At 48.1% G+C, this 19,737-nt stretch carries 19 protein-coding genes and 1 riboswitch; of the genes, 1 reads left to right on the top strand and 18 read right to left on the bottom strand.

Going from position 1 to position 19,737, the window contains the following annotated elements:
- Positions 1-269 precede the first annotated feature (269 nt).
- From PPM_RS24165 to PPM_RS24250, 18 genes are all read right to left on the bottom strand, one after another.
- On the bottom strand, positions 270-1,535 hold the full coding sequence (locus PPM_RS24165; protein ID WP_013373442.1) for an ABC transporter substrate-binding protein: 1,266 nt from the start codon (positions 1,533-1,535) through the stop codon (positions 270-272).
- Positions 1,536-1,550: 15 nt separating this feature from the next.
- Entirely contained in the window at positions 1,551-2,387 is an 837-nt protein-coding gene (locus PPM_RS24170) for a carbohydrate ABC transporter permease (protein ID WP_013373443.1), read from the bottom strand.
- Positions 2,387-3,268, bottom strand: a complete 882-nt coding sequence (locus PPM_RS24175; protein WP_013373444.1) for a carbohydrate ABC transporter permease — start codon at positions 3,266-3,268, stop codon at positions 2,387-2,389. Before PPM_RS24175 ends, PPM_RS24170 begins: the two co-directional genes overlap by 1 nt.
- Positions 3,269-3,441: 173 nt before the next feature.
- The gene (glyA, locus tag PPM_RS24180) at positions 3,442-4,692 is read right to left on the bottom strand and encodes a serine hydroxymethyltransferase (RefSeq protein WP_016324828.1); all 1,251 of its coding nucleotides are present in this window, start codon (positions 4,690-4,692) and stop codon (positions 3,442-3,444) included.
- A gap of 121 nt (positions 4,693-4,813) precedes the next feature.
- On the bottom strand, positions 4,814-5,401 hold the full coding sequence (locus tag PPM_RS24185) for a TIGR01440 family protein (RefSeq protein ID WP_013373446.1): 588 nt from the start codon (positions 5,399-5,401) through the stop codon (positions 4,814-4,816).
- Positions 5,402-5,608: 207 nt separating this feature from the next.
- Positions 5,609-5,690, bottom strand: a riboswitch (ZMP/ZTP riboswitch).
- Positions 5,691-5,768: 78 nt separating this feature from the next.
- Entirely contained in the window at positions 5,769-6,353 is a 585-nt protein-coding gene (locus PPM_RS24190; RefSeq protein ID WP_013373448.1) for a low molecular weight protein arginine phosphatase, read from the bottom strand.
- Positions 6,354-6,436: 83 nt separating this feature from the next.
- Positions 6,437-6,997 (bottom strand): manganese efflux pump MntP family protein, encoded by a 561-nt coding sequence (locus tag PPM_RS24195; protein ID WP_013373449.1) that lies wholly within the window; start codon positions 6,995-6,997, stop codon positions 6,437-6,439.
- 143 nt (positions 6,998-7,140) lie between these two features.
- Complete coding sequence (locus PPM_RS24200; protein ID WP_013373450.1) at positions 7,141-8,424, bottom strand: L-threonylcarbamoyladenylate synthase; 1,284 nt, start codon at positions 8,422-8,424, stop codon at positions 7,141-7,143.
- Positions 8,425-8,604: 180 nt separating this feature from the next.
- Positions 8,605-9,297 (bottom strand): stage II sporulation protein R, encoded by a 693-nt coding sequence (gene spoIIR / locus PPM_RS24205; protein WP_013373451.1) that lies wholly within the window; start codon positions 9,295-9,297, stop codon positions 8,605-8,607.
- A 214-nt stretch (positions 9,298-9,511) separates the two neighbouring features.
- Positions 9,512-10,705, bottom strand: a complete 1,194-nt coding sequence (locus tag PPM_RS24210) for an FtsW/RodA/SpoVE family cell cycle protein (protein WP_013373452.1) — start codon at positions 10,703-10,705, stop codon at positions 9,512-9,514.
- A 75-nt stretch (positions 10,706-10,780) separates the two neighbouring features.
- Entirely contained in the window at positions 10,781-11,680 is a 900-nt protein-coding gene (gene prmC, locus PPM_RS24215) for a peptide chain release factor N(5)-glutamine methyltransferase (protein WP_013373453.1), read from the bottom strand.
- A gap of 3 nt (positions 11,681-11,683) precedes the next feature.
- Entirely contained in the window at positions 11,684-12,751 is a 1,068-nt protein-coding gene (gene prfA / locus PPM_RS24220) for a peptide chain release factor 1 (RefSeq protein ID WP_013373454.1), read from the bottom strand.
- Between the two features lie 336 nt (positions 12,752-13,087).
- Positions 13,088-14,188: a redox-regulated ATPase YchF gene (ychF, locus tag PPM_RS24225; protein WP_013373455.1), complete on the bottom strand. Its 1,101-nt coding sequence runs from the start codon at positions 14,186-14,188 to the stop codon at positions 13,088-13,090.
- Between the two features lie 146 nt (positions 14,189-14,334).
- A complete protein-coding gene (locus PPM_RS24230) occupies positions 14,335-14,826 on the bottom strand; it encodes a GNAT family N-acetyltransferase (protein WP_013373456.1) in 492 nt (163 codons plus the stop codon).
- Positions 14,823-15,923: a type 2 isopentenyl-diphosphate Delta-isomerase gene (fni, locus tag PPM_RS24235; protein WP_013373457.1), complete on the bottom strand. Its 1,101-nt coding sequence runs from the start codon at positions 15,921-15,923 to the stop codon at positions 14,823-14,825. Before fni ends, PPM_RS24230 begins: the two co-directional genes overlap by 4 nt.
- Positions 15,924-16,230: 307 nt before the next feature.
- The gene (locus PPM_RS24240; protein WP_013373458.1) at positions 16,231-16,722 is read right to left on the bottom strand and encodes a DMT family transporter; all 492 of its coding nucleotides are present in this window, start codon (positions 16,720-16,722) and stop codon (positions 16,231-16,233) included.
- 57 nt (positions 16,723-16,779) lie between these two features.
- Entirely contained in the window at positions 16,780-17,484 is a 705-nt protein-coding gene (locus PPM_RS24245) for a Crp/Fnr family transcriptional regulator (protein WP_013373459.1), read from the bottom strand.
- A gap of 56 nt (positions 17,485-17,540) precedes the next feature.
- Positions 17,541-17,966 (bottom strand): DMT family transporter, encoded by a 426-nt coding sequence (locus PPM_RS24250; RefSeq protein WP_013373460.1) that lies wholly within the window; start codon positions 17,964-17,966, stop codon positions 17,541-17,543.
- Positions 17,967-18,202: 236 nt separating this feature from the next.
- Here PPM_RS24250 and PPM_RS24255 point away from each other — a divergent pair, with 236 nt between their 5' ends.
- Positions 18,203-19,699, top strand: coding sequence for a phospholipase D family protein (locus tag PPM_RS24255; protein WP_013373461.1), 1,497 nt, complete (start codon positions 18,203-18,205; stop codon positions 19,697-19,699).
- The last annotated feature ends 38 nt before the right edge of the window (positions 19,700-19,737 follow it).

The following is a 19,737-nucleotide window of genomic DNA, read 5'->3' on the forward strand; positions in this document are numbered from 1 at the left end:
TATTTGTACAAACCAAATAAGCACAGATGCAATGCGTGCCTGTAAATCCTGTTTATTATAACATTCCCTTGGTTGATTTAACACCTGCCACCGCAACCTTTTGTCAAGGGAAAGATATGACAAGTAAAATGCTTGGCAAGGCCTATTTACGTGTGACTTTTGTCATATGAAATCATATCAAAAAGGCTTTGACGGCCCTTGACCGTCAAAGCCTACCAGCTCTAATCTTCCTGCCTGAGATATAGCCTCTGCCACCCCATGCTATTTCTTTATCTATACTTCAGATTGTCCCACGCTCCCTGAAATTGCTGAAGCATTTCGTCCTTCGTAATAACCCCTGCAATATAGGCTTGCATACTACTGCTTAAATCCTGATTCAGTCCCTTCGGAAAGCGCTGGAAGTTCCAGCTCCATATCTTGCCTTCCTTCACGTGCCGAGATATTTCCGCACCCAAATCACCTGTGGTCTCGTCACTGGACGTGATACTTTTGAAGGCAGGAACGAACTTAAACTCCTTGGTGATATAATGTTTGCCTGTTTCTGATGTAACCAGCCAATTGAGAAATTCCTTTGCCTCCTGCTTCACAGGAGAATTTTTATTGACCACCCAGTTTGAGGCCACTCCCACAGCCAGTTTATCTCCAGTAGAGGAATCATTGTCTATGGGGCTTGGAAGAATACCCAAATTCAAGTTAGGATTAATTCCATCTATTTGCGGCTGCGTCCAGTTCCCCTGGTGCATCATAGCAGCCTTGCCTGTCGAAAACAGTGTCACTTGTGTGTTGTAGTCCGTTGTGAGCGGATTGGGGTTTCCATATTTTAAAGTCAGGTCAAGCAACTTCACCCACTGATCGAACACGGGATTACCAGGGATGCGAGCAGTTCCTTTGTTTAAATCCGCAACGTAACTCTCCGGGTTCGACTGTCTGGCAAAGGGGATATTGATAAAGTGATTTCCCAGAACCCACCACTCTGCATAGCCGTTAGCAAAAGGGATAATCCCTGCTGCTTTCAGTCGCTTGGCTGCTTCCTCCAATTCATCTAACGTCTGAGGTAGTTTGGTTATACCCGCTTTTTTGAACAAATCCTTGTTGTAGACAAAACCGAATCCCTCCAGGTTCATAGGCTGTCCATAAATCTTACCGTTAACCGTCATCGGCTTACGGGCGAAATCGTCCAAGTCCTTCACCCATGGCTGATCCGACAAATCCTCCAGGTACTCAAACCACGTATCGCGATCTTGATAACCCTCATTTGTGAAAATGTCCGGCTGATCGCCTGATGCGAACTTAGCCTTCAACGAAGCACCGTAATCTGTACCCCCACCGACAGATTGGATATCCAGCTTGATGCCAGGGTGCGTTTTTTCATATTCGGCCTTCAGCTTGTTCAACGGTTCCGAAATCTCCACTTTGAATTGATAAATGTGTATCGTTTTGGTCCCACTCTGTTGAGCCTTCGTATTACCACAACCTGCAAGCATACATGTAAGCAGCAACATCAGGGAGATGACAAGCAGCACTGTCTTTTTCATCCGATATCCCTCCCATCAGCCTTTAACCGCTCCGGCCGCAATGCCGGAAACGATGTATTTTTGCATCACCAGAAAAAACACAACGATTGGCGTGATTCCAAGTACCAGTGCGGGCAACGCCAAGTCCCATTGCTTGGTATATTGACCAAACAGCATATAGGTCGCAATAGGAATCGTACGCAGCTCAGGATCATTCAAAATGAGCGAAGGCAGCAAGTAATCATTCCAGATCCATAACGTATTCAAAATAAGTACGGTCACGAACATAGGGAGCAGCAGTGGACAAACGATGCGAAAAAACACCCCGTAACGAGAGGACCCGTCCACTCTCGCCGCCTGCTCAACCTCAATAGGTACCGTTTTAATAAAGCCATGAAACAGAAAAACTGATAAAGGCGCTCCAAAACCCAGATAGCACAAAATTAGTCCTGGTATGCTGTTGTTCAGACTCAATACGTTGGACACTTCCATAAGCGGCAACATAATCGATTGAAAAGGCACGACCATCGCAGCCACAAGCAGTCCGAACAGGAACCGATTAAAAAGAGTGTCATGCCGAACCATTTGGTAGGCGGCCATCGAGCTGATCAACAGCAAAAGCGCATTGCTGACGATGGTGACGATCAGTGAATTCCCGAGTGCTGTGGGAAAGTTTATTTTATTCCAGGCGTTAGCATAGTTTTCAAAACGGAAGGTTGTCGGCCACGAAGCGGAATGGGCCAAAATGTCTCCAAAAGATTTAACGGAGTTCACGAGCAAAAAATAGAACGGAACTAGAAAGATCAACCCAACCACAATAAGCAATATTTCGGCTACCCATGTGCTTAAACGATAGTTCGATGTTTTTTCCATTACATTTCGACCTCCTTTTTCTTCGTGAGACGCACCTGAATGCTGGTAATGATCGCAACGACCACAAAGAAAATCATAGCCTTGGCAGTTCCCAATCCAAGTCGATTATTTGTAAACGCTTCATTATATATGTCCAATGCTACAGACTCAGTCGCCTTGAATGGCCCACCCTTTGTTAAAGCCAAATTCAACTCAAATACTTTAAAGGACCAGGATATCGCTAGGAACAAGCAGACGGTCACTGCTGGCATAATAAGCGGCACCACGATATGACGCAAAATCTGTCTTCGACTCGCACCGTCAATTTGGGCCGATTCAATAAGGGCGTGCGGAACATTATTTAGAGAGGATATGTAAATAACCATGAGATAACCTGCGTATTGCCAAACAAACACAATGACAGTTCCCCAAAAAGCAGTAGGCCCATCACCCAACCACGGTAGTTTGAAAAAAGATAGTCCTGTCGCCTCTCCCACCGCCGAAAAACCGCGTACAAATATAAATTGCCAGATGAAGCCGAGCAGTAAGCCGCCGATCATATTAGGCATAAAAAATACAGTTCGCAGTGCATTGCGGGTACGCAACGGCTTTGTAAGCGCATAGGCCAGGAAAAAGCCCACCAGGTTCGTTAGAATGACACCACATACGGTAAAACGGACCGTAAACCAAAATGCATTACGGAAATCCGGATCATCTTTAAAAATATGAACGTAATTCCCTAGCCCGAGCCATCGGACATGTTCAGATACGCCATCCCAGTTCGTCATGGAATAATACAGCCCCAGCAGGAACGGAATGACCATAATTAAGACGAAAAACAACGCCATCGGTCCCACAAATACGAGCTGCTGCAATAATTGCGCGGATTTTCTTTGGCTCATTGCAATCACTCCTTTGTCGTAGATCATGAAGGAAAACGCGCATAATCCTTACGTAATCGCTTATTACCCAAAAACGTAAGTTTCGAGTCGTCTGAAATTAAAAAAAGGCTTTCTCCCCACCACTAACGGAAGAGAAAAAGCCTTGTAACATAAAGAATATAGATGACGATGAATTAGTATTGCGTTCCTGGATAAATCGGGAACTTGTCTGTCAACTCGCCAACCGCTTGGCTTGCTTTGGACAATACAGTATCATCTTTTGGATTTTTAAGAGTATCAGCAATGATTTTACCGATTTTAACCATAGCCTCTTCATCCATACCACGAGAAGTTGCAGCAGGTGTACCAATACGGATCCCGCTAGTAACAAACGGACTCGTTGGGTCAAAAGGAATGGCGTTTTTGTTGACCGTGATACCCACGGAATCCAATACATGCTCCGCTTCTTTACCTGTGATATTCAAATTGCGTGTGTCCAACAGCATCAGGTGATTATCCGTACCCCCGGATACAATATTAATCCCCTCTGCCAGCAGTGTTTCAGCCAGCACCTGCGCATTGCGGACTACGTTTTGCGCATAGGTTTTGAATGATGGCTGGAGCGCTTCACCCAAAGCAACTGCTTTGGATGCGATCACGTGCATCAATGGTCCACCTTGAGTACCAGGGAAGATAGCTTTATCAATCGCTTGCGCCCACGCTTTGCGAGTCAGAATTAGACCCCCACGCGGACCACGTAGCGTTTTGTGTGTCGTTGTTGTCACAAATTGGGCATGAGGAACTGGACTAGGGTGAATCCCTGCTGCCACGAGACCTGCGATATGTGCCATATCCACCATGAATAAAGCACCTACATCATTAGCAATGGAAGCAAAAGCTTCAAAATCAATAGTACGCGGATATGCACTTGCACCAGCTACGATCAAACGAGGGCGGTGCTTGAAGGCCGCTTTGCGCACTTCATCGTAGTCGATACGGAAGTTGTCTTCACGTACACCGTAAGCAGCAAAGTTATACAACAAACCGGAGGCATTAACCGGGCTTCCGTGTGTTAAGTGGCCGCCATGCGCCAGATTCATACCCAGCACAGTATCTCCAGGTTGAAGAGCTGCCAGATATACCGCCATGTTAGCTTGTGCTCCAGAGTGAGGCTGCACGTTCGCATGCTCGGCGCCGAATAATTCTTTCGCGCGGTCACGTGCAATATCTTCGACGATATCTACATGCTCACAGCCACCATAGTAGCGTTTGTTCGGATAACCTTCAGCATATTTATTGGTAAGCACGGAGCCCATGGCTTCCATTACTGCTTCACTGACGATATTCTCGGATGCGATCAGCTCGATATTGTGGCGTTGCCGTTTTAGTTCAAGCCCCATTGCTTCCATCACTGCCGGGTCACTTTTACGCAGATGTTCCATCATGATTGATTACTCCCTCTCCATGGTCAAATTGTTGGGTATACAAGCAAATGCCTGTTCCTCTGTTGGGTACCTCATCATTAATGCAAAAAAGATCAGTACTAACATGCCGACACGACAAATGCTAATCGCAGTTTCCGCCGGCTTCTTGTTCCAGACTGTACACTGCCCGTTGTCCGCCAATAAGTGGAGGACGAGTGAACGTAGCTGTCACACGTGCTTCACCAATCCAGCGAAGGCTTGGGCGAAACGGAACGGCAATTGGGCGCAGATGCATGCCAATCAGCGTTTCGCCGATGTCTATCCCGGCATGAGCCTGCACGTTCGCCGCCAGACATGCATCATCCATAGAGCGATAGGCAACGGTAGCCATAGAGCCCCCTGCTGTACGAACAGGAACAGCCGCAACCTCCATCAGTCCTAATCGCTCCAGTAGAGAACGCTCAACGACCAGTGCTCGGTTCAAGTGCTCACAGCATTGAAACGCCACGTCAAAGCCATACTCTCTGCGAACGGATTCTACTCCAGACAGCACTTGCTGAGCCACATCGAGCGCTCCTGCTGTGCCGATCCGACTTCCAGCCACTTCACTCGTGCTTGCGCCAATAACCAGCAGGCGACCAGCTTTGAGACTGGCCGCTTCTGCAATTTCCCGCACGACAGAAGCGGTCTGTGCTTCGAGTGAAATCTCATGATCCAATTGTTCTACCATTGGAACCTCCTTTGGTTGAACAGCCTCTCAGAGACTAGGCACGGTTTCATGCCCCAAGTTCAACACACTCTCTCCTGATCACAATCTGACTATATTATAGCCGATGTTTCAGATTCCGAGCAGAAAAAATGGAAGAACAAGAAGGCAGCAGAAGATCTGCTGTAGCTTGTATACGAAAAAAGAGCAGTCCACACCTATGTGGAATTGCTCTTTTGCCCAGGCGACCGGCCGTATATCCGATGCTCCATCGTGGTTGATCCCACTTTTGTCGCCAGTTACACCGGATTCTCATTTTTCCACCTTATCTTAACGGATTAACCGTCGAAAATCAACAGATTCCGTACAAAATAGAGGAACGGTACCGATTTTATTCGGAAGAACCTTTTAGCTTGTCCAACAACTTATGCAAAGCCGTACGGATTTCTGCCGCTGTGACATCGTAGTCCTCACGCGAACCACCAAATGGATCTGAGATATCGAAGCCCGGAATCCGTTGGTGTAATTCAATCATTCGTTCACGCTCCTGCGTCGATAGCTCTTGTCCGAGTGAAGCCATCAACTGCTGTGAAGCATACAAGCCATCTAACTCCTGTACGTCATTCAGCACTGCGTCCCGGTCCTCCACATATTCCTTCAGCGTAAATACTTTGCCTGCCGTTTGGGGGAACCGCTGTACGACATGCTGTTTATGTCCTTGTGTCAAGGTTAAGATCAGATGTGCCCACTCGGCAAGCCCGTCGCTTAAAGGAGTTGAAGTGATCTGATCGGATATATCGTGATCACGCAGAACCGCCTCTGCATGTCGGGATATCGGCGTGCCGTCCATCGCAGCTACTCCAGCGGAACGCACGTCCAGTTCCAGACCATGCTCAGCAGCCAGCTTACGCAGCATTCCCTCAGCCATTGGACTGCGACAGGTGTTCCCTGTGCATACAAATAAAATATTCTTCAACGTCTTCACCCCCCGTATGTTGAAAATATATAAACAGAGGATTACTCAAATCCTGTATTTATTTTACACTGTCTACGTTAAAATCAAAACATAAACATAAAGCCGAATGCCAGCAAAATAGCACCGCCCACTGCTTCTCCATAATCCCCAAGATTACGGCTGACCTTGCGCCCCAGTAACAGCCCCAGCATCGCCATCGCTCCCCCGCAAAAACCAAAGGCCAGAACAGTCAGCACCAGGTCACTCTGGAACATTCCCAGTGACACTCCCACAGAAAATGAGTCAATGCTCACCCCAAGCGCAAACAGCAAAAGACCCAAAGGCGACCGATGATCCAAAACGTGTACGCCGTCCCCCTTGAAGGAATTATATACCATATGCCCGCCCAAAAGGATGAGTAATCCCCCTGCGAAGTAGGTCGTCACATGGCCTAATAAAGAACTCATATAATGGCCTGTGAACATTCCCAGCAATGGCATCAGGATGTGAAAAAAACCAATCACAGTGCTGATGCGCAGCACGTCTCGCAGGCGTATCCCCTTCATACCGATCCCTACGCCCAGCGATAGCGCATCCATCCCTAGCGCTACCGCCATGATCAGAATCGTTACAACCTGCCCAGCATCGGCAGAGGCTGCCAGCATACTCCATCCCTCCATTATCCGTCTGTTCTTGTACACGTTATGCGGACAAGGGGCAAATCAGTACAAGCAGGCACTGAAAATACCCAAAACAGAGACAAGGAGAGAGGAGAAATTAAAATAAGAGACTCAATTGTTTACAGAAGCTACAGACGGATGATTCGATGACCTGCCGCTTTAAGCAGTCGATTCATGACGGCGTCTCCCAATCCTTTCGGCGGACAGGCTTCCGCCAAAATGTAGGTGACGCCGTCCTCATCGCAGCGGCGCAGTACGCTGTATAGGCGCTGCGCCGCCTCATGAAGCGCGTCCAGCTTGCCCAGCGTGTAGACTCGTTCTCCGGCGTAGCCGGCGGCATGGTCGTCGAACGCGAGCACCGCCGTGCGCTCCCCGCGCGCGGTAGCCTCCGCCAACGCGGCGCGAATCCAGCCCGTCACTTCAACAGAAGACGGGCCTTGTACCACGCTCAAGCGCCCTCGTGGCGCGTAGTGCGTATACTTCATGCCCGGCGAGCGTGGCGCCAGGCTATCGGCGTCCTGCCCGGGTGTGTGAGCCAGCGCCGGGTCCAGTACGACAGAGCGGGCAACCGTAGCGAGCTGTTCAGCAGTCACACCGCCTGGGCGCAAAATGGTGACGGTTCCCTCGTCACCGACTTGTACTACTGTGGACTCCAGTCCCACCCCCGTGGGGCCTCCGTCCAAAATGCCGCCGATGCGGCCCTTCAGGTCCTCCAGCACATGCTGTGCTAGAGTCGGGCTGGGTCTTCCCGAGCGATTGGCGCTTGGTGCAGCCAGCGGGCAACCAGCTTCTGCGATTAAGCGTAGCGCTATCGGATGATCCGGCATGCGCACACCGACCGTGTCCAGTCCTGCTGTCACACGCGATGAAAGTGCCTGCGACACTACTGGCAATACGAGAGTCAGCGGTCCTGGCCAAAATGTATTCATCAGCGCTCGGGCTGTATCGTTTATTTCCGCTACCATGCCTTTTAATTGAGCAGCATCGGAAATATGTACAATGAGCGGATTATCGGACGGACGCCCTTTAGCAGCGAATACCGCCTCTACCGCTTTAGTGCTGCGCGCATCAGCCCCCAGTCCGTACACGGTTTCCGTAGGAAAGGCTACCGTCTCTCCAGCCTGGAGAAGTACGGCGGCCTCCCGTATGCCCTTTTCCGCAGTGATTAGAGCCTGTCCAGCTGAAAGCTCGTCAGGATCATCCCCGTCTGTGTTGTTCACAGAACCAACGGAAGCCGCTTTTTCCACCTCAAAAGACAAGGTAGCAGGTATAGTCGTGTCCTCATCAGAAACCAGACATCTTACATCCCACCAGTGTGTATGCGAAGGCTGTAATGCCTGCTCCTGCTCTGCTATCTCTTTTTTCACAAAACCTGCGTGCAAGTCATGCATTTGATTCACCTTATCGCTCATATCAGATCATCCCATATCTTATTGTCATACAGGCCATTTCATTGCCCTGATCCCCAAAAACCCACTTTGACAAATCAGATCAATTTGGCTCTGCTATCTGTATATCTATCGTAAGTTCCATTATAACATATGGGGAAACTTACACTCGTTGTTCTCTTTTCCATAGCTCTGACGAGACGTTTAGGCAAACAAACCACTCACCCAGCTCCACAGACCCGTAAGGGCATCCCACAGGAAAAAACGTACTTCCGGCTCTTTGTCAGCAGCATTCATTCGATTGTCTTCTTGACTCGTTTTTGCCGATACAGTTTGTGCTGTTGCTTCACCACTGCCTGCATCAATAAAGCACAACGGCGGGAACAGCACACACCACCAATTTTGTCCTTTTCCTTGCCCCAGTGTAACCCGAAGTGCCTCATAATTCCCTGCCGGGTAGACAAGACCACCGTACATTTTCGTCGGAAAAGGTACACTTGCCAGTTCCACCTGATGATCATACGCTATACCGCGTCGAGCTAGTTCCGAACCTACCAAGCGATCAATTTCAGGCAAATGTGCATCAATCAACACTCTGGCTTGATTTAGGCTTTGTGGATTGTCCAGCTCACCCACCCACGCATTCATCTGCTGCACAATGGCATCCCGTATTTCGCGCTTAACCAACTGATCCTCTGGACGATCCGAATTAGCCAAAATGCGCAGTCGGATGGAATCGTGCGGAATTACCTTCAACCCTGTGGTGGCCACTCCAGACGCTAAAGTCTCTCTTGCTCCCGTGGTCATCGCAGCATCCGTTTTTTGACCTTCCCAAGACATCATTAATATCGATATACAAAAGAGTATCATTGCAGTTTGCTTCATCCAACTTCTCATTTTCGTCCCCCCAAACCCAAACTCTATCATGTCTATCAGTCTGTCCGGTTTGGGAGAGTCTAAACCTATGAATCTCGTAAAAAATTCAGGCTATTGCAAGCTTGATCGTCACCTAGGAATATAAAAAAGCCCAGATTTCACAATCTGGACTCTTTCGTCGCACTGTTTCAACTCGCACAAATAACCATCAATATTTAGTCACAATCCGCCTGTACTAGGCTTTTTTCGCCTTCGTCAAGCTTACTCTGGAAGGCTGTGGCAGGTCATCCTCTAACTCCTGGCCATGCACCTTAATACTCATAACCAAGCCAATACTAGCCATGTTAATAAGCAACGAGGTACCGCCATAGCTTATGAATGGAAGCGTAATCCCCGTAAGTGGCATAATGCCCAGAAACGCACCAATGTTCTCAAAAATCTGATACAGCAACATGGACACAATCCCGACAATTATATACGGGCCAGCCCGATCCCGACATTCCAGCGAAATCAGGATCATTCGGTGAATCAAAATAAAATATAGCAATAGCAGAATGGATGAGCCTACAAACCCAAACTCCTCTGCTACAACTACAAAAATAGAATCCGCATACGTATAGGGAACACGCCCGGACTGTACCGAGGTTCCTTGCAAAAAGCCCTTGCCCATCATCCCGCCAGAAGCTATGGCCAGTTTGGCATTTTTCGTATGATAAGATGCCTTCGCGGTTGCTTCTTCCGGTACCAGCCAAGGGTCCAAACGCTCTACCCAGTGACTACGGCCAATACCTTTCATAAAGGAATCAATCTCATCGTGAAACGAGATATACGCTTTGATCCCTCCACCAACGGCGACTGCAAATACGATAAATCCGATTAGCGCATGGGATGCCTTCACATTACCAATCCATAGCATACCAATGACGATGACAATGTAACCGAGCGCATTACCCAAGTCATTTTGTGCCATGACCATGGCAAACGGGACAAAGCTCACCAGAGCAACTGGAAGAACATCTTGAATAAAATACAGCTTGCTCTTGCGCTTTTTAATCAGCATATACGCCAAAAAAATGATAAGAACCAGCTTGAATACCTCGGCAGGCTGAAGATTTAAGCCACCAATTTTCAAAAAGCCTTGAGAGTTATTAACCGTCCCGCCAAAAAAGCCGAGAATCAACAGGAATATCCCGCCTCCATATACATACAAGGCTTTTTTAATGAATATCCGAAAATCGACTATCGCTAAACCCAAGATCGCTACAAAGCCCAATATATAATACCCGATCATCTTCTGGTAGTCGTTGCCGTGCTCTGCCAAGTTCGTAGGACCCCTACCAGCACTGTATACCGTTATGATACTAATCGCCATGAGCAAAACCAGAATAAAAATAACCGGACCATCAATTTTTTTCAATTTCTGAAGCATGATTTCCCCCTGAGCCGTTTCTCGGTCATACTCCTCTTATTCTAAAGGAAAGACTCGCAAAAAGAAAATGCAGCACTACTCCGAGACGCCTAGGACATGTCGCTCGATCCCCGCAAGGTCAGGAATGATTAGAATGTTCTTCCAATGACCTGCCTGTTCCAGCAGGCCAGCCACGTCTCTGGCCTGTCCCATCCCCAGCTCAAACCCGATTAGCCGGGGTGGGGCCTGAAGGAGCCCCAGTTGCTCCAGCATTGCCCGATACGGGCCAAGCCCGTCAGGACCTCCATCCAGTGCCATCCGCGGCTCATGGTCGCGCACCTCCGGCTGCAAGCCAGCGATGTCAGCAGCCGGGATATATGGCGGGTTGGACACGAGGATGTCTACCGCCGTTCCCGCAAACGGCGCCAGCAGATCGCCCTCGCGGAATTCTATGACTGCGCCGTTCGCAGCGGCGTTCTGGGCCGCTATTTCGAGCGCAGCGGCTGAGATATCCCCTGCCGCCACGTGCCAGCGTGGCCGCTCAGCCGCCAGTGTCACGGCAATCGCGCCGCTGCCCGTACCGATGTCGAGCGCGTGCGGAGCACCGCTCGGCCACAGCCGGTCGCCGTGCTGGAGTATCGCCTCGACGAGCAGTTCCGTCTCGGGGCGCGGAATCAGCACCGACGGTGAAACCGCGAACGGGCGGCCGTAAAATTCCTGCTGTCCGATAATATACTGCGCCGGTTCACCCGCAGCTTTGCGGGCGATGATCCGTTCCCATGTGTCCTTGACGGAGGAAGGGAACGGATCGCCCAGAGCGGCGTAAAACCTCGTACCTTCCAGCCCAAGCACATGTTCCAGCAGCAAGCGGGCATTATGCTGCGGCTCCAACACGCCGCAACTTCCTAAAAAAGAAGAAGCCTCAACTAAGGCTTCTCTGACACTCATGTTCCGTTCCGGCGGCATCCGATACACACAATCGCGTTCGTTCCCCAAAACTTAAACCTCTTGTTCCATCAAATCAGCCTGCTCTGCAATCGTGAGTGCTGATACGATTTCTTCGATCTCTCCGTTCATCACCTGGTCCAGCTTGTGCATGGTTAAACCAATGCGATGATCCGTTACACGGCTTTGCGGGAAGTTGTAAGTACGTATACGCTCACTGCGGTCTCCAGTACCTACTTTGCTCTTACGCTCGCCTGCATATTTGGCTTCCTCTTCCTGACGCATCATATCCGAAATACGGGCACGCAAAACTTGCAGCGCCTTCTCCTTGTTGGAGTTTTGGGACTTGCCGTCCTGGCAGGTTGCCACAATACCTGTTGGCATATGCGTTACACGCACCGCCGACTTGGTTGTATTAACGGACTGACCGCCCGCACCGCTGGAGCAGAAAGTATCCACGCGGATATCCTTGTCTAAAATTTCGATATCCACTTCCTCTGCCTCAGGCATCACAGACACCGTGGAGGTAGACGTATGAATACGTCCGCCAGATTCAGTTGTCGGAATCCGCTGTACACGGTGCGCGCCACTTTCGAATTTCATTTTGCTGTATGCACCGCGTCCGTTAATCATGAAAATAACCTCTTTAAAGCCTCCAAGGTCATTCATGTTCGCATCCATCAACTCTACACGCCAGCCTTGGGTATCTGCATAACGGGTGTACATCCGGTACAAGTCCGCTGCAAACAGCGCGGCCTCGTCCCCACCCGCAGCACCACGAATTTCGATAATAACGTTCTTATCATCGTTCGGGTCCTTCGGCAGCAGCAAAATACGAATTTTCTCGTCCAGCTCCCGCTTACGGGCACTCAGCTCTTCAATCTCCATTTTGACCATTTCACGCATCTCGTCGTCCAGCTTTTCTGCCTGCATGGCTTTAGCAGCGTCCAGCTCCTCAACGACAGTTTTATATTCGGTATATGCTTCATAAGCAGGCTGTAAATCAGACTGTTCTTTGGAATAATCTCTAAGTTTTTTGCTATCGTTCGCCACATCCGGATCGCAGAGCAGTTCGCTCAGTTTATCGTAGCGGTCCGCCAATGATTGCAATCGGTCCAACAAGCGATTCACCTCTTCAGTTAAATTAATATGAAACCAGCTTTAAATTCACTGGCTACAGCTCTTTATTATAACAACTATTCGATTAATTAGCTACATAAAATACTTGCTAATTTAGGATTTTGCAAAAATCCGCAAATCAATTGAAGTCGAATAAACGAAATCCCGCTAAAGAGTTGAATAACAAACTCTCAACTAATAAAAGAAATGCGAATCAAATATAAAAAGCCGCCGCCCGGGACAGGCAGCGACTACGTAATTGGTACATGCAGGCAACACATATATCATTACTTAATATGTTTGTATATAAACTCTGTTTGTTATAGGCCGAGATGCATACTAAACATTAAAACGGAAATGCATTACGTCTCCGTCCTGCACCACATATTCCTTGCCTTCCAAACGAAGCTGACCACGTTCCTTGGCCCCGTTCATAGATCCAGCAGCGACCAAATCATCATAGGATACAACCTCAGCGCGAATAAATCCGCGTTCAAAATCCGAGTGGATTACGCCCGCAGCGCCAGGTGCTTTTGTTCCTTTGTGAATAGTCCATGCGCGTACTTCCTGCACACCTGCTGTGAAATACGTATACAGTCCCAACAAGCGGTAAGCTGCTTTGATCAGACGGTTCAGACCGGATTCAGCCAGCCCCAGCTCCTCAAGGAACATTGCCTTGTCTTCGCCTTCCAGCTCAGCAATTTCAGCCTCTACTTTGGCGCTGATCGGTACCACTTCAGCATTTTCCGCCACTGCAAATTCACGTACCTTTTGCACATATGGATTGCTATCAGCTTCCGTTACACCATCTTCGCTGACATTAGCCGCGTACAATACAGGCTTCATTGTAAGCAAATGAAGGTCGCGTATAATCAACTTTTCATCTTCTGACAATTCTACGCTACGTGCAGGTTTGTCAGCATACAGCGATTCCTTGATCCGTTCCAGTACTTCAACCTCTTGGGCATACTGCTTGTTGCCGCCCTTCATGTTTTTGCGGGAACGTTCAATGCGCTTGTCTACACTTTCGATATCCGCCAGAATCAATTCCAGATTAATCGTCTGAATATCGCTGATCGGATCAATTTTGCCGTCCACATGGGTAATATTCTCATCTTCAAAGCAGCGTACCACATGAACAATGGCATCTACTTCACGAATATGAGCCAAAAACTTGTTGCCCAAACCCTCGCCTTTGCTGGCACCTCGTACAAGTCCTGCAATATCAACAAATTCAAAAGCCGTTGGTACCGTTTTGTTCGGTACTACCAGTTCAGTCAGCTTATCCAGCCGCTCGTCCGGTACTTCAACGACCCCTACATTAGGGTCAATTGTACAAAATGGATAGTTTGCGGATTCCGCCCCCGCCTGCGTTATTGCGTTAAACAGTGTTGATTTGCCCACGTTCGGCAGACCCACGATCCCCGCTTTTAAAGCCATAATCAGAACAACTCCCGTTTATATAAAATATGCGTTATACCATCTGTTAGTTTACCAACCCACATTATATAGGAGAACCTATACATGCGGCAAGCATATGACTGTGAATTTAGGGTTTTGCTGCATCCCTATTTAGATTTCTTTATTTAGATTTCCTTGCTCATCTGGATATCCGTAACCCGATAACCAGACTTGCGATATACATGTAAAGCCCGCTCATTATGCCCAAATACATGCAGACCGATGCGAACCGCACCCAGCCTCCGAGCTTCTTGTTCCAACGCCTGCATCGTCAACGTACCCAGGCCTTGCCCCTGATATGAATCGTAAACGAGAATATCCAGCAAAAAAGCTTCTTTGCCTTGCGCACTTTCTGTAATGTTGAACCAGATATATCCCGCTTCCTTCGCACCCTGACCCGTACTATTTGAGTACTCAAGCATATACAGGTGAGCATGAGGTGTACCCAGTCTTTGCGGCAAGTATGTTGCGAAACTTTCCTTTGCCCGTTCCGGTGCTTCTTCCACCGTCCACGTGCCTGCCTGGATTTTTTCCTCCGCATAATCTGCGAGCGAGCGCTGCTCAAAGCGTTCATATTGCTCGGCGTTCATCGGAACCAACTTGATGAATCCACTCATCCGTTCACCTTCCTTCTTAGTCTGGTCGTATCTTTAAGACCTTCAATCTCTGCTACTCCGATGCCAAACATGACTGTGCGCAATTCCAGCTCTACTTGCTCCAATCGCGCTTCCAACGCCTCGCTGGAGGTAACCGCCGAGCCAAGCAAAGAGCGACCGAAGCCTGCCATGTCGGCGCCCAAAGCAAGTGCCTTCGCAGCATCGACACCATTTTTTAGTCCACCGCTGCCAATCAGAGTGCCATTAGGCTGGGCTGCTCTAACCTCCACGATACAATCAGCGGTCGAATTGCCCCAATCCGCAAATGCCTCTGCCGCTGCACGGCGTACAGGATCAGGATTACGAAATTTCTCCACCTGGCTCCAACTTGTCCCGCCCGCACCAGCCACATCAATAAAAGCGGCGCCTGCATCGTACAATCTCGATGCCGTCTCACCATCTATGCCCCAGCCTACTTCCTTCACGCCTACTGGCACCGAAAGACGATGACACAACTCTTCGATGCGCTCAAGTAGCCCGCTGAAATCCAAATTCCCTTCAGGTTGGAATATCTCCTGCAATCCGTTCAAATGCAGCACCAACATATCCGCTCCGGCAATTTCCACTGCACGTTGGCAATCATCCACGCCAAATCCGTAGTTCAGCTGCACTGCACCCAGATTAGCAAGGATCGGGATGCTGGGTGCCAGACGGCGAACCGCAAAAGTTGAGGCCAATTCTTCTTTTTCCACCGCAGCTCGTACCGAGCCGACACCCAGCGCCCAGCCACGTCTCTCTGCTGTCTCTGCTAATCGCTCATTAATCGCTCCTGTCTCGGCGCTGCCGCCTGTCATCGAACTGATGAGCAGCGGTGTCCGTACAGTACGTCCCATAAATTTGGTATCCAGACGCACCTCGTCAAAGTGTAGCTCCGGCAATGCGCAATGCTTAAAGCTATATCGCTCCAGCCCACTGGTGATACCATGTCCGGCCACATCTTCTTGCAGACAAAGGCGGACATGCTCAATCTTCCGTTCACCTGTCTGTGCGGCAGGTAACAAAGAGCCGGATCTGTTCGAGCCGTCAGGTGATCCTTTTTTATTTTCTGTATTACTCATCTATGTTCCACCTCATCCAAAGTCACTCTGTTTACTCCATCAGGTTCGTGAAGCACAAATAAGACCGTTCCCGAACACGGTAACCGATCTATTTATCGTCTCATATATCAAATATCTAAGCCCTTAAAGCACTATTTTAAGATATTTTCATTGTATCATGGATGGAAAAATATATACATGACTGTGAACATTTTTTCTTGCCTATGGGATGAAAAGCAGCACCTGCTTAAGATGCAGCTTTTCTACAAAATGCCCCTGCGAAAGCGGGACCCCAATCATAGCAGGATAAAGGTCATCACAACCTCCTTTAGCTCTTCATCGAATCAGGTATAGGTGTAATATTTTCTTGTGGCTCCTTCGTCCGCCCATGTCCAAATTTGAAAACGAGAATACCGCCAATAATGACGATTACACCGATCAACTTATTGAAGGTAAACGGAATCTTTTCTAATCCCAGCCATCCTAACGAATCCCACAACAGAGCGGTACCTAATTGTGCCGTCAATACGATGGAAATCGCATAGGTTGGGCCCAGTCGCTTCATTCCTTGCACCAGACAGAACACAACGCCAACACCAATCATGCCACTGAACCAATACCATAGCTGCATATGATGTAAAGCAAATGTATTTTTCCCTTCAAAAATAAGACTCCCGAGCAAGGAAGCCAAGAAGCCCGTTCCCAGTACCAATGTCGTTGTGGCCCATGAACCTGTCCGCTCATTCACCTTATTGTTGAATATCGTTTGCAGACTGACCAAAGCACCTGCGATAACTGCCAATATGAGCCCTAATAACATGTTTACCTCTCCCTTGATAGTCCCTTTATTGTGCTGCTCTACTGCAAAGCACTATGATTACAACGATTCATAAATATTATGGCCTGCCAGTTCACTCAAACCTTTTCTGTCCTTAATGACAATATAGCCTTTTGCCCGTTCAACCAATCCCTCTTCAATCATTTTGCGAATGACACGATTAAGGTGTCTGTAACTGGTTCCGATCAAATTCGCCACATCCACCAGACTGGATGCCCGTAGTTCCTCATGAAAGGCAGAATTGGATTCGTCAAAAGAAACCGATAGCAGGTAGCTCGCCAGCCTGACTTCCACCGGATACATAAGGTTGAAACTGGAGAAATCAGAGTCCAGACAAAACTTTCGTGTGACAATATCCAATAGAAATTGCAGCAAAGGAGCATAATCTCTGCCGTACTTATTCATCCATTGGTGATGGACACCAATCACATAGATCGGCGACACTGCCTCTACTGTATTGATGACGTGACTATTACGAATATATTCAACATCTCCTATGACCTCGATCGGGGTTTTGAAGCAAAGGATCAGAGTCTTCCCTTCTGTAGAGCTGGTAAAAATTTTGACCTTGCCCTGCACCAGAATATACAGATGTTCAATGGCGTCTCCCTGCAAACAGAGTTTTTCCCCTTGCTCCAAACGATACAGCGACAAATAGGGATGTAGTGGCTCGTAGAGTATGGATTCCAACTGATGCAGATGCAAAAAATACTTTAGCTGCTCTTGATCCTGTATTTCCCTCATTCCTCAGCTCACCTTCAATTCTACGTTCTAAGCTTTTTCTATAATAATGTTTTATTTTAGAGCTTTAGAATAATGACACCCGCAATCATCATACCAATACCTATAAATTGTGGCAGCTTCATCTTTTGCTTCACGATGCCAAACCATCCCTTGATGTCTACCAGAAATGTTAAGCATAACTGAGCAATCAACAGCGCCGAGATCGTGAACGTGACCCCAATATGTTGAATGGCGGTGACTTCACTAAATATAATGATAGCCGCAAAAGCACCACCCCAAAGATACATCGGCTTTACCTGTTTCATTTCAGACACACGGCCATCCTTTGTAAACATCCAAACTAATGCTGCCAAAATAAAACCTATTAGCTGAGTAACGGCAGCCGCCTGCCATGTCCCGATATCCTGACTAATCCGTGTATTCGCTACCCCCTGTAGCGTAATACAAGCGCCTCCCAGAAAAGCAAACAAGATTCCTCTCATAAATCGTTATTCTCCCCATGTAAATGACTTTTGTATCTATTTAAGTATAGGTCAGCCTGCCTATAAAGGACATATGTCCTCAATTAATTAATAAAACGTTCTCCATTTCATTCTGTTCAGCATTCCGCTTCAATCCTGTGGACTTGCGGTAATAATTAGACAGTATCTATTTCATAATCTGCATGTTCGGACACGATAAGATGAATGCAGCATTTAATTAAGGAGCTGATCGTCGTATGACTAAACAAAATCCGCTGCATTCTGTGCCGGAATATCAAAGAAAAACCGTGCACAAGGGCCGTGCTCTTAAAATCGCTATTCTACTGCTTATCCTCTGGCTGATTGCCGTCATGCTGTATCAGACCCATAAACCCTTGCCTCCGTTCGTCTCTTATGAAAGTCAGGAGTATTCAACAAACGAGGTAAACTTTTGGACGGATTTGACCTACCCTACTGGGGATGGAAGCACTGTACAACATGAAGGGCAAATTTTGAATCGTATGCTCGGCATCATTGATGAAGCCCAGCAATTTATCGTCATTGACCTGTTTCTGTTCAACGATTATAAGCACAAAGGCCAGCACTTCCCCGAAGTTAGCGCACAAATGACTAATCATCTTATCGCCAAAAAGAAAGCTTATCCTGAGATGCCTATCTTTTTCATTACAGATGAAGTCAATACCAACTATAATTCTGCTCCCAATCCTTTGTTGGAGAATATGAAGCAAGTAGGAATTCAGGTCGTACAGACCGATGTAGACCCGTTGCGGGACTCCACGCCTATCTATTCAGCGGTGTGGCGTACCTTTTTCCAGTGGTTCGGGCAGCATGGCACAGGCTGGATTCCCAATCTGATGGCCAGTGACGGACCTGACGTTACGGCTCGCTCTTATTTAAAGCTGTTAAACGTCAAGGCCAATCACCGAAAATTGGTTGCCAACGAGCAAACTGCTCTCATTTCTACAGGTAATGTTCACGATGCAAGTGCCTATCATTCCAATGTTGCCCTAGAAGTGAAGGGACCGATCATCGGAGATATTTTACAAACAGAGCAGGCGGTATTGGACTTCTCGGGCGGAGGGCAACTTCCTGTCTACACACCTCAAGCAGAGCCCCTAGTCCCATCAGGTAAGGACAGCTACCGGATCAAATATCTCACGGAAGGCAAAGTGTATGCCTCCGTTCTGAATGGCATTAAGCAGACGAAGCAAGGTGACAGCATTCATATGGGCATGTTTTATTTGGCTGATCGCAAAATATTGAATAGCCTGCTGGATGCCTCGGCACGCGGCGTAAACATCCAATTGCTGCTAGACCCCAATGAAAACGCGTTCGGGCAGGAAAAAATAGGCATCCCTAATCGTCCTGTTGCCCAAGAGTTGTCCGATAAATCGGATGGAAACATTCAAATTCGTTGGTATCATACTACCCATGAGCAATTCCATACGAAGCTGATTTATATTGCCAAGGCACAAGGAGAGCATTTGATTTGGGGTGGCTCTACCAATTTGACTCCCCGTAATTTGGATGATTTAAATCTGGAGAATGAACTGTGGGTGGCCGCTCCGGCGGACAGCAAGCTGACCCGACAGGTGGCGGCCTATTTTGATAAGCTGTGGAATAACCGGGGAGCTGAATACAGTCTGGATCTGGCGGCTTACGAGGATCATTCAACATTTTGGAAAGATATTGTATACCGTCTCCAGGATATTTTGGGCTTTACTACATTTTGACTATAGGATCTGCTACCTTATCCACAGCTCTTCATTTG

Source organism: Paenibacillus polymyxa M1 (genome assembly GCF_000237325.1).
Lineage (GTDB): Bacteria > Bacillota > Bacilli > Paenibacillales > Paenibacillaceae > Paenibacillus > Paenibacillus polymyxa_C.

What these genes read in the sequence shown, in the direction of transcription:
- PPM_RS24165 (WP_013373442.1), bottom strand. Translation starts at nt 1,535, where the DNA reads ATGAAAAAGACAGTGCTGCTTGTCATCTCCCTGATGTTGCTGCTTACA.
- PPM_RS24170 (WP_013373443.1), bottom strand. Translation starts at nt 2,387, where the DNA reads ATGGAAAAAACATCGAACTATCGTTTAAGCACATGGGTAGCCGAAATA.
- PPM_RS24175 (WP_013373444.1), bottom strand. Translation starts at nt 3,268, where the DNA reads ATGAGCCAAAGAAAATCCGCGCAATTATTGCAGCAGCTCGTATTTGTG.
- glyA (WP_016324828.1), bottom strand. Translation starts at nt 4,692, where the DNA reads ATGATGGAACATCTGCGTAAAAGTGACCCGGCAGTGATGGAAGCAATG.
- PPM_RS24185 (WP_013373446.1), bottom strand. Translation starts at nt 5,401, where the DNA reads ATGGTAGAACAATTGGATCATGAGATTTCACTCGAAGCACAGACCGCT.
- PPM_RS24195 (WP_013373449.1), bottom strand. Translation starts at nt 6,997, where the DNA reads ATGCTGGCAGCCTCTGCCGATGCTGGGCAGGTTGTAACGATTCTGATC.
- PPM_RS24200 (WP_013373450.1), bottom strand. Translation starts at nt 8,424, where the DNA reads ATGAGCGATAAGGTGAATCAAATGCATGACTTGCACGCAGGTTTTGTG.
- spoIIR (WP_013373451.1), bottom strand. Translation starts at nt 9,297, where the DNA reads ATGAGAAGTTGGATGAAGCAAACTGCAATGATACTCTTTTGTATATCG.
- PPM_RS24210 (WP_013373452.1), bottom strand. Translation starts at nt 10,705, where the DNA reads ATGCTTCAGAAATTGAAAAAAATTGATGGTCCGGTTATTTTTATTCTG.
- ychF (WP_013373455.1), bottom strand. Translation starts at nt 14,188, where the DNA reads ATGGCTTTAAAAGCGGGGATCGTGGGTCTGCCGAACGTGGGCAAATCA.
- PPM_RS24230 (WP_013373456.1), bottom strand. Translation starts at nt 14,826, where the DNA reads ATGAGTGGATTCATCAAGTTGGTTCCGATGAACGCCGAGCAATATGAA.
- fni (WP_013373457.1), bottom strand. Translation starts at nt 15,923, where the DNA reads ATGAGTAATACAGAAAATAAAAAAGGATCACCTGACGGCTCGAACAGA.
- PPM_RS24240 (WP_013373458.1), bottom strand. Translation starts at nt 16,722, where the DNA reads ATGTTATTAGGGCTCATATTGGCAGTTATCGCAGGTGCTTTGGTCAGT.
- PPM_RS24245 (WP_013373459.1), bottom strand. Translation starts at nt 17,484, where the DNA reads ATGAGGGAAATACAGGATCAAGAGCAGCTAAAGTATTTTTTGCATCTG.
- PPM_RS24250 (WP_013373460.1), bottom strand. Translation starts at nt 17,966, where the DNA reads ATGAGAGGAATCTTGTTTGCTTTTCTGGGAGGCGCTTGTATTACGCTA.
- PPM_RS24255 (WP_013373461.1), top strand. Translation starts at nt 18,203, where the DNA reads ATGACTAAACAAAATCCGCTGCATTCTGTGCCGGAATATCAAAGAAAA.